The organism is Rhodococcus sp. P-2 (genome assembly GCF_016598535.1).
Classification (GTDB): Bacteria; Actinomycetota; Actinomycetes; order Mycobacteriales; family Mycobacteriaceae; genus Rhodococcus_F; species Rhodococcus_F baikonurensis.
Genome location: NZ_CP066779.1, coordinates 3,376,594 through 3,390,182 on the forward strand (window position 1 = coordinate 3,376,594; position 13,589 = coordinate 3,390,182).

The 13,589-nt window shown below is 62.2% G+C and carries 13 protein-coding genes and 1 pseudogene; 3 read left to right on the forward strand and 11 right to left on the reverse strand.

The features are described 5' to 3' along the window. Window positions 1-1,212, reverse strand: coding sequence for a YbfB/YjiJ family MFS transporter (locus I7X09_RS16125; protein ID WP_200312993.1), 1,212 nt, complete (start codon window positions 1,210-1,212; stop codon window positions 1-3). A 110-nt stretch (window positions 1,213-1,322) separates the two neighbouring features. Between I7X09_RS16125 and I7X09_RS16130 the strand changes: the two genes are divergently transcribed. Further along, window positions 1,323-2,240 carry a LysR family transcriptional regulator gene (locus tag I7X09_RS16130; RefSeq protein ID WP_200312994.1) on the forward strand — a complete coding sequence of 306 codons (918 nt, stop codon included), beginning with the start codon at window positions 1,323-1,325 and terminating at the stop codon, window positions 2,238-2,240. Then, window positions 2,240-2,929 (forward strand): Imm52 family immunity protein, encoded by a 690-nt coding sequence (locus I7X09_RS16135; protein ID WP_166809979.1) that lies wholly within the window; start codon window positions 2,240-2,242, stop codon window positions 2,927-2,929. The genes I7X09_RS16130 and I7X09_RS16135 overlap by 1 nt, the downstream gene beginning before the upstream one ends. A 39-nt stretch (window positions 2,930-2,968) precedes the next feature. Here the strand turns inward: I7X09_RS16135 and I7X09_RS16140 are convergent, their stop codons facing one another. Together I7X09_RS16140 and I7X09_RS16145 are read right to left on the reverse strand one after the other, a co-directional pair. Further along, window positions 2,969-3,439, reverse strand: a complete 471-nt coding sequence (locus I7X09_RS16140) for a hypothetical protein (protein ID WP_095971782.1) — start codon at window positions 3,437-3,439, stop codon at window positions 2,969-2,971. A gap of 114 nt (window positions 3,440-3,553) precedes the next feature. Beyond that, the gene (locus I7X09_RS16145; RefSeq protein ID WP_200312995.1) at window positions 3,554-4,180 is read right to left on the reverse strand and encodes a class I SAM-dependent methyltransferase; all 627 of its coding nucleotides are present in this window, start codon (window positions 4,178-4,180) and stop codon (window positions 3,554-3,556) included. Between the two features lie 103 nt (window positions 4,181-4,283). Between I7X09_RS16145 and I7X09_RS16150 the strand changes: the two genes are divergently transcribed. Further along, complete coding sequence (locus I7X09_RS16150; protein WP_200317868.1) at window positions 4,284-4,532, forward strand: DUF3253 domain-containing protein; 249 nt, start codon at window positions 4,284-4,286, stop codon at window positions 4,530-4,532. 43 nt (window positions 4,533-4,575) lie between these two features. On the opposite strand, the gene I7X09_RS16155 is transcribed toward I7X09_RS16150, so the two are convergent. The 8 genes and pseudogenes from I7X09_RS16155 to I7X09_RS16190 form a co-directional block, all read right to left on the reverse strand. Further along, window positions 4,576-5,487, reverse strand: a complete 912-nt coding sequence (locus tag I7X09_RS16155; protein WP_234036595.1) for an SDR family oxidoreductase — start codon at window positions 5,485-5,487, stop codon at window positions 4,576-4,578. Between the two features lie 10 nt (window positions 5,488-5,497). Then, window positions 5,498-5,881 carry a hypothetical protein gene (locus tag I7X09_RS16160; RefSeq protein WP_234036596.1) on the reverse strand — a complete coding sequence of 128 codons (384 nt, stop codon included), beginning with the start codon at window positions 5,879-5,881 and terminating at the stop codon, window positions 5,498-5,500. A gap of 238 nt (window positions 5,882-6,119) precedes the next feature. After that, window positions 6,120-6,638 (reverse strand): MarR family winged helix-turn-helix transcriptional regulator, encoded by a 519-nt coding sequence (locus I7X09_RS16165; RefSeq protein ID WP_166809981.1) that lies wholly within the window; start codon window positions 6,636-6,638, stop codon window positions 6,120-6,122. 20 nt (window positions 6,639-6,658) lie between these two features. Beyond that, entirely contained in the window at window positions 6,659-8,089 is a 1,431-nt protein-coding gene (locus I7X09_RS16170) for an amidase (protein ID WP_234036597.1), read from the reverse strand. 127 nt (window positions 8,090-8,216) lie between these two features. Next, the gene (locus I7X09_RS16175; RefSeq protein WP_234036598.1) at window positions 8,217-9,725 is read right to left on the reverse strand and encodes an acetyl-CoA carboxylase carboxyltransferase subunit alpha/beta; all 1,509 of its coding nucleotides are present in this window, start codon (window positions 9,723-9,725) and stop codon (window positions 8,217-8,219) included. Beyond that, window positions 9,676-10,928: pseudogene (locus I7X09_RS16180) on the reverse strand (CaiB/BaiF CoA transferase family protein). Before I7X09_RS16180 ends, I7X09_RS16175 begins: the two are co-directional and overlap by 50 nt. A 46-nt stretch (window positions 10,929-10,974) precedes the next feature. After that, window positions 10,975-12,327, reverse strand: coding sequence for an MFS transporter (locus I7X09_RS16185; protein ID WP_166809985.1), 1,353 nt, complete (start codon window positions 12,325-12,327; stop codon window positions 10,975-10,977). After that, window positions 12,324-13,541 (reverse strand): M20 metallopeptidase family protein, encoded by a 1,218-nt coding sequence (locus tag I7X09_RS16190; RefSeq protein ID WP_166809986.1) that lies wholly within the window; start codon window positions 13,539-13,541, stop codon window positions 12,324-12,326. The genes I7X09_RS16185 and I7X09_RS16190 overlap by 4 nt, the downstream gene beginning before the upstream one ends. Between the last annotated feature and the right edge of the window lie 48 nt (window positions 13,542-13,589).

Below are 13,589 nucleotides of genomic sequence, written 5' to 3' on the forward strand. Positions count from 1 at the left end.
TCATCTGACATCAAAAACTACCTTCTCATTCGAGGTGGCCGTCCGAGGGCCCGCATCGAGATCGGAAGGGAATCGGTATCGCAAGGCTGCGGCAGCCACTGCCGCGGCAAAGACGACGGCACTTCCGAGCAGCAGAGCGTCGCGGTACCCGTCTCGTAGCAGCGGAGTGACAACGAGCGGACCAAGAATCTGACCGACGCTGTACCCAGCAGTCAGCAACGCCACTGCGCGAGGGAACTGCAGGTGCGCGCCGATGGCCAACACGATCGACCCGACACCGAGGAAGGTCACTCCGAACAGGAAAGCGGAGATCAGCGCGGGGCCGACGCCGCCGATGACAGCAGGAAGCGCTATGCCCACCGCCTGAACCAACAGTGCAGCCAGCAGCAGAGTCGGCCGCGACCAACGCAGGCTGAGCCAAGCCCACAAGGCGCATGACGGAAATGCAGCCAACCCGACCACTATCCAAGCACCACTGCCCACCCATTCGGGTGCGGCGAGATCGATTGCGGCAACAAGGAACGTGCCCGCGATGATGTAGCCGATGCCTTCCAGGAAATAGCTGATGAACAAGGGCGTGAACCACCGGCGTGTGCGTTGGGAACCGATAGTTGCGGGTGCGTCCGGTCTGATGATCGGACGTGGTTCCGGTGTCAGTCTCCAGGCTACGACCGCGCACACCGCTGCGAGGGTCGCAGATGCCAGCCAGGCTGTACTCCAGGTGCCGATGAAGCGGATGACGAACACGAGGACACCGGACAAGGCGATACCCAGCCCGACTCCGCCGAACCCCCACCCGGCCAGGAATTGGGACGTTCCCCGAAGGTGGGCGTGCAAAGCGCTGACGGCGATCATGAAGACGAGGGCGCTGGCGACGCCTGCGACGAGCCTGAGGACAAACCAGATCGATCCGTCGTGTGTGGTGGGCATGAGCACCAACGTCGCAATGAGAACCACCAACGACGTACGCATCACCGCTGCCGAACGCACCACCCCGGGAATGAAGATTCCCGCGAGCGCACCGATGAGGTACCCGACGTAGTTGGCCGTGGCCAGGGTGGCGCCGAGCGAGGCGGACATACCAGCCTGAGAGTGCATCAGCGGCAGGATCGGTGTGTAGACGAACCGACCGATGCCCATGCTCGCGGCCAACGCAGCGCCGGCTTGGACTGCGTGCGTTCGCGGAGAAGTCGCGCTCTGGGCTGAGGTCATGGACTTATCCTGTGCCTCGTTCGTGCCGGACCGCCACGACCGCTTTGCTCCTGACTGATAGGCGCAACCTCCCACCGCACGTAGCATCCGGGCACGTAGCATCTGGGATTGTGGAGCTGCGTCAGCTGAGATACTTCGAGGTCGTCGCCGAGGAACTGCACTTCGGCCGAGCCGCGGCACGGCTACTGATAGCCGGGCCCTCGTTGTCGCAGCAGATCATGGCACTCGAACGCGACCTCGGCGTCAAGCTGTTCGTCCGCGACCGCCGCTCCGTCGCCCTGACCCCGGCCGGCGCCGCGCTGCTCCCCGACGTCCGCGCGCTGCTCGAGCGAGCCGAGAATCTACGCCGTCGCGCGGAACGTCTGTCCGGAGCTGAGCCCGTCCGGATCGGCTACGTCAACTGGCTTCCCACGGATCTCGTCGCGCGCACCTCAGGGGTTGCGCAACTGCACGTCGACCCGTGGGTGGTGCCCTCGCACGCGCAGGCCACGCGGGTGGCAGACGGTAGCCTCGACCTTGCTATCGCCTGGGTGCGGAAAACCGATGTAGCCCAACACGGTTTGAAGGCCCGGCTACTCGGCGCGGATCGGATTCACGCGGTCTCCTCCGGTGCGGACACCACGCCGGTGCAGGCGCGAGACGTCGTCCTACTGGTCGACGACGACACCACCTCCTGGTGGTCGTGGAACGTATTTGCCGAAGAATTCGCCCGCGATACCGGCGCGCAGATCCTGCGCATCAACGATGGCGGGATCACCGGCCCCGCATTCTTCGATCACGTCCGAGCTATCGGCCGCCCCGTGGTCAACTCACCCAAGGGTCAGACCACAACGCTGCCAACCGACCTCACCGCACGTTCAATGGTCGACCCGGCAGCAGTCTGGACGTGGTCGCTCCTGTGCCGCGAGAACGAAACGCGCTCTGCTGTTCTCGCCGCCGTCGACGCTCTTACTCGGGACGTCACTGATCTCGGAATCCAAGAAGACGGAATATGGCTACCCAAGGACGATCCCTACCGGAGGAATTGATGGCACGACGGGCAATTCGTGTGTTCTGGGGACGGCGGCCCGAATCGGTTCAGGCCGTGTCGATCCGGTGGCGACGAACCCTGGAACAAGTCGAGTTCCTGTTGCCGGAGGCAGTCGGTGGGTCGTGGCAACAGGTCCACTCATCCGGACCTGCCACCACCCTGACCGTCGAACAACTGACCCAGGTGCTCGACAATGCACGGACTGCCGAGAATTGGTCGGATCGTCTGGGAATCGGATTGAGACTCACATCCGGCGGTGGCCCAGAATGGGAACTCGAACTCTCCGGGCTGGCGGGCGGCGAACCGGAAATCGTCCTTCAGTCGATGGTTCTCGCTGTCAGCGCGCCAGCTGCCGCCGAAGTTCCTGAGACAGAACTACTTCGGATGCTCGCCGTTGTGTGGGAACCGGACTTCGGAGACGTCACCGACGACAACATCCTCGACGCTCTCGAAGACGAGTCCGACTATCGCGTCGGTGATCCCGTAGTGGGCCGAGTCGGTTTTCTCTCGGCAGCCAGGGCAGATGCGCTCCCTGCCGAGTTGGGAGTCACAACCTCCGCAGTGCCGGGCCGGGGCGTACTGCTTCAGATCGGATCCGTCGATACAGTCCTTCGGGCATACGAACGCCTCCGTGACGCCGGGGCGCTGGAACCGCTGCCCCGTCCATTGGATCGGGCAGTCTTCTGAAACCTTGCTATGGACGATGACCGCGAATCGGTAAAGAACTCAGCCCTCTCCCGGCTGCCTCTTCGCGCCGCCGTTGCGAGCTTCGATGGCCTCGATGGACTTCGTGAACGACTTTCCCAACACCTGAGTGCCGAAGAGCCCGAGTACCGATGCCAGGAGCTTTCCCTTGATGTTCTTGCCGTCGCGGACCACGACGGCGTCGACATCGGTCAGGCCGGTGGGCTGCTGGGTCAGGGTGTAGGTGTGGCTCGAGGCACCACCCCACAGATTGGAATCGGTGGTTGTCATCACGACGCGATGCGGGTCGGTCCAGTCGTAGTGCAGGCGTTCCCAGATGCCGCTCGAGCCCTCGGTTACATCAGCCTCGTGGGGGCCCTGTTGGTGCACTTTCAAGTAACTGTCCGCGCTGCGGCCGAAGATTTCCTCACGGCCCGGCCCGAAGTCGGTCAGGCCGGCGAGGACCTGTTCGGGCGTCGCGGTGGTCGTCTGGTGAAGATGGATCGTGGTCATGGCGCCTTCCTTCAACTGTGGATGATCCGGTGCTGAAATGCGGAGGAGTGACTCATCCAGCACACCACTCGGACGAAATGAATGAAAGAGGACAGTTCGCTCTGCCTCGAACCGTTATTCGCCGCTGCGCCGACTGGCAGTGATTGCGCCGTGCGGCCGGTAGCCGCTCCCCGTCCGGGTATGGGTCTCGATCACGTCGAAACCCGCCGTGACCAGCACTTGGGAAAGTTCACCCACCGGCCATCGATAGCCGGTTGTCGCCGCGTGATCAAAAGCCTCGACGCTTGCGCCTTCGAAGAAGCCCACCAGCAACCCACCGCCTGGGCGGATCACACGCGCGAATTCAGCGAGCGGTGTCTCGATATCTTGCGGGTGGTGGTGAATGAGTGAGTACCAGGACAGCACGCCGCCCAGAGAATCCGCTTCGACGTCCAATGCCTCGAAGCCACCGACCTCGAAGGAAAGGTCTGGGTATTGATCGCGAGCGCGTTCGACGAACTCCGGCACCAGATCGATCCCACTCACGGCCAGCCCGCGCTGGGCCAGGAAGTCCGTCCACTGCCCCGGCCCACACCCGGCGTCGAGCACACGGCCGGTCAATGTGGCGGCCCAACTGGTCACCAGGGCCCGATCAGATGCGTGCGTCGAATCCATGTGGCCGAAGAGATCTGTGTACTCCTGGGATCGGGCTGAGTACGAATCTCGGACGGTGTCTCTTCGTAGCGCGCTCGCGTTCTCCATTCCGTCAATGATCGTCGATGCGAGCCGACCTGATTCGCAACTCGCCGTAGTAAAGCCTGCCGCGCTGTTGACTGCGAGCGGTCACGATCGGAAGCTGGCTCATATGGTGGAAGAAAAGGATCTGTCCGCGAAGATCCGCGAATTGCTCAGTGCCCGATCAGCCGAGTCGAGCATCTGCCCCTCCGACGTGGCTCGCGCAGCGGCACCCGACAATTGGCGTCCGCTGATGGATTCCGTCCGAGAGGCTGCCCGCCGCATGGTCGCCGACGGCGAAGTACAGATCACCCAGGGCGGCGAAGTCGTCGACCCGGAATCCGCACGAGGTCCGATCAGAATTCGGTGGGCTCGTTGATCAACCCCGTGGCCTCTGGCGGCGCCGCTCTCGCAGCGTGAAATCAGCGGAAACGGTCCAGATGCTCACGCAGGAATGCATCCAGGCTTCGTGGCTCACGCCCCAGCACACGTGTCACCGTGTCGGTGGGTGACTCCGGACGCGAGATGGCAAGCTCCTGGATCTCCAGAATGTGCTCGGCCAGCCACGGAGGCATGTGGGCATGATCGACGAGGTTTCGCCGCAGTTCGTGCGGTGGCAGGTCGATGTATCGGACGGGGCGACCGAGCATGCGGGTCAGAGAATCGGCGATGCCACCGTAGCCGACCGCCTCGCTGCCCGTCAGGACGTAGGTACCGCCGACGAGGTCGGCGCGCGTGAGTACTGCGGCCGCGACGTCGGCGATGTCTCGGCAGTCGATCCAGTTGCACGGCGCGTCTCGCATAGCGCCCAGAATGACCCCCTGCGCAGCCACCCCCGGGGCGAGGAGCAACAAATTCTGCATGAACGCGTAAGGGCGGAGCAGGGTGTGGCGGAGTCCGGATGCGCGCAGGTGTTCGCCGACGGCATGGTGGCCGCGGGAGAGAGCGATGGGGGAGTCGGCCGCGGCGGCGGGGTCGGAGATCTTGACGATGTGTTCGACGCCGCTCTCGGCGGCTATGTCGATCACACGCGTTTCGAGCTCGACCTGGTCGAGGCCGTTGGCCATGGCGAGGAAAAGCTGTTCGGCCCCTTTGAAAGCCGTACGTAGCGAAGTTGGGTCTGCGGCGTCGGCCGGCACTACTTCGACCACACCGTCGGCTAAATCGCCGAGGTGGGCGCGCAGCCTGTCCGGGTCGCGGGACAGCGCTCTGCTCGGCACACCCGAGGATGCGAGACTGCGTAGCAACGCGCCGCCTGTGGTTCCGGACGCTCCCATGATGACGATCATCGTGTTCCTTTCGGTCTTCCCCAGGAAACCGGGGATCTTTGACATGTGTTTTCGGTCAGGGATTCTGACGGCGCCAGCGCCAACTCACGATGACGGCAGCGACAGCGGCAGATATCGGCAGGTCGATGTGCAGGCGAGCAAGCCAAGCGGTGTCGACCACGCTCGTGTGATCTGGTAGCCAACGGGAGGCCAACCACCCGACGAGGCCTGCGATTACAGCGGCTCCGACGGCAAGAATGGCCGCCACCATGATGCGAGGCAGGGCCGTCGTCCACGTTCGTGACCTCCCGCGACGCTGCAGCCAGGAGCCGATCAGCAACGCCACCACAGCCGACGTGCCCGCGATGGACGTAAAGGCCGCCATCGTCAGGCCCGACTGGCCGGACGCGACTCCGCCCGCACTCGCCATCAATGCAGGGGCAAGGTAGGCGACCAGCACCTCTCTCCACAGGGTGAAAGGTCGCGCGGTGCGACGATCGGCAACCTGGACGCGTCGATTGGAATCTGTTATCTCCCTTTTGTTTTCGTGACGGATCGGTGGGGTGAGTCCGGACATGAAGGAGACCAACTTTCCGATTTTAATTAGGTGGCTAACTATTTGGGCATGAAAGGAGAAGCCTCTGTCGAGAATCAACGACGATTCGAATCGCTACGCGAATGCCTGGAATCCCAGCCGACTACTCCGCAGTCAGCGCACCGATACCGCGAACGACCCGCGAGAGCAGATCCAGAAAGACCGCACGCTCGTCGACGGTGAGCTCGCCGACCATCTCCTCGAGACGGGCAAAGTGCTCTGGCGCCATGTCACGTAAACGCTGAGCGCCACGAGCAGTCAGGACGACCACCGCACCACGCCCATCCTCGGCGGACGGACGCCGAGCGACCAAACCCTCCTGCTCGAGCCCATCGACCAGCCCGGTGACCGTGGCTCGCGAGACGCCGAGATCAGCGGCCAGCCGCGAGGGAGACTTCTCCCCGTCGTGATCTTCCAGATCCGCAAGCAGTCGATAACGGCCGGTCGACAGTCCATACCTCGCGAAGTGAACCTCGGTCGCTCGACCGAGTCGCGCCCCCGCCGAGATCAGCCGCACCGCAACCAGCACCGCCTGCGGATCGGACCCGAGGCCGTAGTGCTCCAACTGCCTCCGCGCCTGACCCAACGTGGGTGAGTCGTGATCGGTTCCGTCCACTGCCATGCAACTAATATGGCACCTAACTACATTCTGGTCAACCCTCCACCAGGGCCAGTGTCAACGCTGTCGAAACCGTGCGCGAGTTGCAACAGGTCCAGATCGGCATGACTGCGAGCCAGAACTTGTATGCCCATTGGCAGCCCGTCAGAATTGAAGCCTGCAGGCAGGCTGATGGCCGGCACGCCCAGAAGTGTTGCGATTGTCGCGACCTCCATCCACCGGTGGTACGACGACATTGCCCTGTCGTTTATCGATGTGGGCCAGTCTATTTCGATGTCGAATGGGAACACCTGAACACTCGGTAGCACGATGAAGTCGTACGTATCGAAGAGAGTCAGGAACGCGTTGTACATCGCGGTTCGTTTCACCGAAGCCTCGTAGACGTCCAGCGCCCCGATGGGTGGACGCCCATCCGTTCCATCGACCAGGCCCTCCACCTCGTATCGAGCTTCGGGCTTGAGCGCCGCCCGCGTGACCGGGTTGCAGTAGAGGGGGTACAGCTGAGAGCCGGCGAGCCAGTGCCGGAACGTCAGCCACAGCGGCCAGAGATCCTCATTTCCGTTGAACCCGAGCGCTTTCGGAAGACAATGTTGTGAATCCATCTCGATTCCGAGCGCTTCGAAGACCTGCAATGACGATTCACAGATCTCGAGCACTCCCGACTCCATGGGGAGATACCCGCCGAGGTCACCCATCCACACTGCCCGCGCGCCGGAAAAATCTCGCTCCAGCGTCGACGCCAGGCCTCCGTCCGAGTCGAGGGACAACGGAGTGCGCGGATCGTATCCCGACATCGTTTGTAACAACATCGAGAGATCCGTCGCGGTGCGTGCCATCGGTCCGGGAACCCCCGCCTGTTGCACGAACACATCCGGTCCCTTCGCCGGTACGCGGCCGAAGGATGGACGGAGTCCGAGAATGTTGTTCCAAGCGGCGGGATTTCGAAGTGATCCCATGAAATCACTGCCGTCCGCTACCGGGACCATGTGAAGAGCCACTGCGACGGCAGCACCACCGCTACTTCCACCCGCCGATCGGCTCGGGTCGTAGGCGTTGCCGGTTGCACCGAAGATCTCGTTGTAGGTGTGTGAGCCCAGCCCGAATTCCGGAACGTTGGTCTTGCCGACGAAGATCGCTCCCGCGTCCCGTATGCGAGCAACGTGAATCGAATCACTTTGCGCTGCAGGCATGTCGAATTCATCCCGAAAGAAGCCTCGAGTCGTCTTGAGACCTTTCACGTCTGCGGTGTCCTTCACCGCGTGAGGGAACCCATGCATCCATCCCAAATCGTGGCCGTCGGCCAGGAGTTTGTCCCGCCCCTGCGCCTCCTGCACCAATTCCTGCCGTGGGCGAAGGCTGACAATGGCGTTGACCGAAGGGTTCACCGACTCGATGTGGTCGAGATAGGCGTTCATCACCTCCTCGCATGACACTTGCCGATCATGGATTGCCACCGACAAATCGGATGCGTCAAGACGAACGATTTCGTTTCCAACGGGCGACGTGGGCTGTGAAGACGTCAAGTGATGCTCCTCGAGTCGGTGCTGATCAGTAGTCCAGTGAAATGGGGCGCGGGCCGGTTTACATCGTTACCGCCACAGCAGATTCCGCGATGTGACTGAAGTGCGTCAGGCGTCCGCTCAGGCGCTGTTCGGAAGTCTCTCTCAGTGCGGAGACCAGTGCGGCGCGTAATGTCCGGCCGACGCGTTCACAGAATTGGTCAGGTTCGTCGGCGGCATCGGGGTGCTCGGGTATCACCGCATGCACAATGCCGTCTGCCAGTAGATCCGTTGATCGAATGTTCTGCGCCGAGACCATCTCCAGCGCATGGACGATATCGCGGTAGATGATCGCACTTGCACCCTCCGGAGGTAGCGGGGACAGCCAACCGTGCTGAGCGGCGAGAATGCGGTCCGCCGGCAACAGCGCCAGTGCACCCCCACCCGCACCCTGGCCGAGGAGCAGCGATACCGTCGGCGTCCTCAGCGCCAGGAGTTCTGCCAGGCACTTCGCAATCAGAGTCGAAAGTCCGTCCTCCTCTGCTTCTTTCGACAGATCAGCGCCGGGTGTGTCGATGACCGTCACGAGCGGCAGGTCCAGCTCTCGAGCAAGGTTGATTCCCCGGCGCGCCTGACGCAGTGATGCCGGGCCGAAGGACTGATGTCCGGTCTGGGCGTGGCGATCCTGCCCGAGCAGAACGCACGAGATGTCCCCGAAGCGAACCAATGCAAGAAGCAGAGCAGGGCTATGTTGACTTTGCCCGGCTCCATTCAGGAGCAACACGTCTGAGGCCGCATGGGCAAGTAGCTCGCGAACGCCCGGCCGTCCGGAACGGCGGGAAGCAAGAACCGTTTCCCAGGAGGGTGTCGCGGGGCCACTGACATTCGAGAGCGCCAGTCCGCGCTCACCGAGTGTCGGGCGCGAGGTCAATACCCTGAGAAACACATCCAGTGTCTCCGCGAGCTTTTCAGGAGAGCGGATGGCATCCACCAGCCCGTGCGCTTCGAGGTTCTCGGCCGTTTGGACCCCCGGCGGGAACGGGATGCCGTACAGGGTTTCGTACACCCGGGGACCGAGGAACCCGATGAGCGCCCCGGGCTCGGCGATCGTGACGTGACCGAGCGAACCCCAAGAAGCGAAAACTCCACCCATGGTGGGATTTCGGAGATACACCAGGTAGGGCAAGTGGGCTTCCTTGTGGGCGGTCACGGCGCCGGTGATCCTGACCATCTGAAGGAACGCCGTCGTTCCTTCCTGCATCCGTGTTCCACCGGAAACCGGCAGGGCGACAAGAGGTAGCGCTTCTCTCGTCGCCCGCTCGATGGCATCGACGAGGCGTCCGCCGGCTGCTACACCGATCGACCCCGCCAGAAATCCGAACTCACAGATCAGTACCGCGACTCGGCGCCCACGTACCGTTGCGGACCCGGTCATCACGGATTCGTCCAGCCCGGTCCGTTCACGCGCCGCTGCCAGTTCGTCTGCGTACGCGCCGTGAGCCACGCTCTGACATACACTCGAATCCCACGATGCCCAAGAGTCAGGATCGAACGTGAGATCGATCATTTCGTGTGCGGTCAGACAGTTCATTGCCTTGGTCTCCTAGCCATTTCAAGATTTCTGCGCCATCCGCGCCGAGCACCGGCGGCGGTCGATGTTCAGTGCGAGTAACCTCGGTGCCGTCAGTGTCGAAGAACCGCAACGGTGGTCCCGGAATGGTCAGCCTCCCGAGTGTTCGATGATCGACCTCGACGAGTAGCCCCTGCGAGCGGGTCTGTTCCCACTCGTACACCTCACGCAGGTTTCGGACTCTTCCCGCCGGAACGCCGGTGGCCTCCAGCTTCGTCAACAGTTCTTCGGTCCCGTAGGCCCCGAAGACCGCTTCGACCAATTCGTTGACCTTCTCACGGTTCTCGACCCGTTCCGGGTTTGTCGCCATACCGTGTCTATCCGGTTCGATCCAGAATCCGTCGCAGAAACGTTTCCACAGGCCTTCACTGCCGACTGCGATCTGTACGGCACCGTCTGCCGTCGGAATAGGCCGTACGGACAGATCGACGGATGATGATTGCCCTGAGCCTCGCCGATCTCCCCTGCGACGGTCCATCTCGTCCCCTGAAAAGCGTGCACACCGACAACACTCGCCAGCAGGGAGGTTCGGACAACCTGTCCCCTGCCCGTCACCTCCCTCTCTCTGAGTGCTGCAAGAATTCCGAACGCTCCATGCACTCCGGCAAGGAGATCGGCGACAGGAACGCCGACACGTTGTGGGTCATCGGGTGACGAACCGGTCAGTGACATCAATCCGGCTTCGCCTTGGGCGATCTGGTCATACCCGGCGCGGCCGCCCTCAGGACCGTCATGGCCGAATCCGCTGATCGACAACACGACCAGTCCGGGATTGATCTCCGCCAACCTTTCCATCGGGAACCCCAAGCGGTCCATCACGCCGGTGCGAAAATTCTCGATCAGAACGTCGGCGCTTGCGATGATGGCTGCGAGAGTTCGACAACCGTTCTCGGACTTGAGATCCAAGGCGATTGATTCCTTGTTTCGGTTTGCCGACAGGAAGTACGTCGATTCACGTTCGCCCTGGGTGGGGTCGACGAAAGGTGGACCCCACCCACGCGTGTCGTCTCCGCCGTCAGGTATTTCGACCTTGACGACGCGCGCTCCAAGATCCCCGAGCATCATGGCCGCATGCGGACCGGCCAGTGCCCTGCTCAGATCCACGACGACTGTACCCGCCAGTGGTCCTTCGTAATTCGGTGTCACTGCTGCTTCTGCAGGCACTGCCAAATCCTCTCGGGTGATGGGAGACCTGCTCCGTATCGATGAGCTAAACACTGGAAGGGGAGAGGGATTCGGAAACTTCGCCGGCAGCAGTGAGGTCCTTTCCTTTCGACTCGGGCAGGAAGAAGATCACGGTGGCGACCGAGATTGCCATCAGAACAATGGCGTACCAGTTGAAGACGCCGGGAATTCCCTTGTCGGCGAAGAAGGCCTGTAGATACGGCGTCGTACCACCGAAAACTGCGACGGCGAGGGAAGTCGGTAATCCGATTCCGACCGCGCGCATGCGAGTCGGGAACATCTCGGAGAACACGGCAGGACCGATGGACACGGTGCCGGCCATGAATACCAGGGCAATTGCCATTGCCACGAACAACTGCCACGCCTGCCCCCGAATGATGGAGGTGAGCGGAAACAGCAAGGTGATCATCATGATTCCCGAGAAGATCAACACCGGGCGTCGGCCGATGCGATCCGAGACGGTTCCCCAGACAGGCAACATGATGATGAACACGACATTGGCGGCGGCTCCCGCCCACATTGCTCCCGAAGGATCCACGCCGTGGACACTGATGGCATACGCCGGGGTTGCCACGGCCCACACGTAATAGTTGACCGTCGATCCCACCGTCATCGCAGCGACTCGCACGAGCAGACGACGATGTTCACGGATCTGCGACCACAGTGAAGGCTTGGACTTCTGCGATTCCGACTTCTGTGATTTGGCAGATGATTCGAAGATCTCTGTTTCCTGCAACCGTGATCGCAAGTACAGCGCGAACAACCCGAAGACTCCGCCGAGCACGAACGGAATTCGCCAACCGTAACTGCTCATTTGGGCGTCAGTGAGTATTCCCGAGAGGACCGCCGCCAGAACTGCGCCGCAGATGATGCCGATGGTTCCGGAAAAGTAGATCAAGCTGGCCCACAAGCCGCGCTTCTCTCTCGGCGCCATTTCCGATATATACGTATTGGCCGAGGGCAACTCTCCGCCGTGAGCCAGACCCTGGATCATTCGACACGTCACCAAGACGACGGCGGCCCAAGCTCCGATCGTCTCGTGCGTTGGGGTGAGGCCGATGATCAGACTCCCCACTGCGGCGAGCCCGACTGCGACGGTCATCGAAAACTGTCGGCCGCGGCGATCCGCGATCAAACCGAAGAGCACTCCGCCGAATGGGCGGGCGACGAACCCGACGGCGAAGACTCCAAAAGTCTTCAGCAGATCGGACATCGGGCTTCCGCTGGCAAAGAACTGTGGTGCGAAGAACACCGCAAAAAGAGCGTAGATGTTCCAGTCGAACCACTCCATGGCATTTCCGGTGCCGATTCCGAACAGAACCTTCAGGTTCTTCTTCCTCGACGAGGACTGTGTGGCTTCTTCGTGGTGATCGCTCATCGTGTACCTCCAGCGGTGACGGCCAGCTTTTCGACAGCCAGAGCCGAATAGACCGCGGCCGCATCCCCGAGCACACCCTCGAAGAACTGTGCACGCGGTGAATGGTTTGTCGGAGCAGCGATCGGATCACAGCCCGGCATTGCAGCGCCGAGACCGATGAACGCCCCCGGCACTCTGTCCAGGACATAGGAAAAATCTTCGGAACTGCTTGTCGGCCTTGGTGATTCCAGGTAGTGCTCCTCGCCGAGCAATTCACGAATCACGCCCTCACCGAATGCAACTTCTTCCGCATTGTTGACGGTCAAGGGGAACTGGGCACGGAAATCGACGTCCACCTCTACGCCGTGCGCGGCGGCAATGCCCTCGAGTCCACGGCGGATCACTGCGCCGAGTTGTTCCTCGTTCTCTGCCGACCAGTGACGGACGGTGGCACCGAAATGTGCGGAATCGGGGATCACGTTGTGTGCCGTGCCCGCATCCACGACCCCCACGGTGATGACAACCGGATCGAATGCGTCGAAATCCCGTGTCACAATGACCTGCAGCGATGTGATCATCTGTGCCGCAGCCGTGATCGGGTCCTTCGCGCGGTGCGGCGACGAGCCGTGACCACCCGCGCCTCGCACCGTCACGTCGAGAGTGTGCGACGCCGACATGATCGGCCCCGGCCTGCTCACGAAGAGTCCGGCCGGGATCCCGTTGGCCATGACGTGCAGTCCGTACGCGTAGTCGGCACGCTTTCCGGATACATCCAGCACGCCCTCGTCGATCATGTTCTTGGCCCCACCCCAGCCCTCTTCACCGGGTTGGAACATGAACACGACGTCACCGGCCAAGTGATCGCGGTGATGAGAGAGCAGCCTCGCCGCGCCGACCAATGCGGTTGTGTGCAAGTCGTGTCCGCACGCATGCATGGCTCCGTTCGTAGAGGCAAAGTCCACCCCGGTGCGCTCGTCGACCGGAAGCGCATCCATGTCGGCTCGCAGCAGCACTGTCGTCGTATCGTCTGAATCCCTCGCTGTACCTCGCAGGACGGCCGTAACCGAGGTACTCGAGGTTCCGGTGGAGATCTCGAGTGGGAGTCCCTGCAGCGCTTCGAGCACCCGCTCCTGGGTTCGTGGTAGTTCGAGGCCGATCTCCGGCTCACGATGTAACTCGTGCCGCAGCGCGACGAGGTCGCCCTGCATCTCGTCTGCGTCATCTTTCAGGTTCACAGAATGTGGCCTTTCGTTGGCAGGGGAAGACTCGCGAATTTCCGGAGA

Bases quoted from the DNA above. Each gene is read 5' to 3' on its own strand.
- I7X09_RS16135 (WP_166809979.1), top strand. From the start codon at position 2,240: ATGGCACGACGGGCAATTCGTGTGTTCTGGGGACGGCGGCCCGAATCG.
- I7X09_RS16145 (WP_200312995.1), bottom strand. From the start codon at position 4,180: ATGGAGAACGCGAGCGCGCTACGAAGAGACACCGTCCGAGATTCGTAC.
- I7X09_RS16125 (WP_200312993.1), bottom strand. From the start codon at position 1,212: ATGACCTCAGCCCAGAGCGCGACTTCTCCGCGAACGCACGCAGTCCAA.
- I7X09_RS16185 (WP_166809985.1), bottom strand. From the start codon at position 12,327: ATGAGCGATCACCACGAAGAAGCCACACAGTCCTCGTCGAGGAAGAAG.
- I7X09_RS16165 (WP_166809981.1), bottom strand. From the start codon at position 6,638: ATGGCAGTGGACGGAACCGATCACGACTCACCCACGTTGGGTCAGGCG.
- I7X09_RS16150 (WP_200317868.1), top strand. From the start codon at position 4,284: ATGGTGGAAGAAAAGGATCTGTCCGCGAAGATCCGCGAATTGCTCAGT.
- I7X09_RS16155 (WP_234036595.1), bottom strand. From the start codon at position 5,487: ATGTCAAAGATCCCCGGTTTCCTGGGGAAGACCGAAAGGAACACGATG.
- I7X09_RS16140 (WP_095971782.1), bottom strand. From the start codon at position 3,439: ATGACCACGATCCATCTTCACCAGACGACCACCGCGACGCCCGAACAG.
- I7X09_RS16175 (WP_234036598.1), bottom strand. From the start codon at position 9,725: ATGAACTGTCTGACCGCACACGAAATGATCGATCTCACGTTCGATCCT.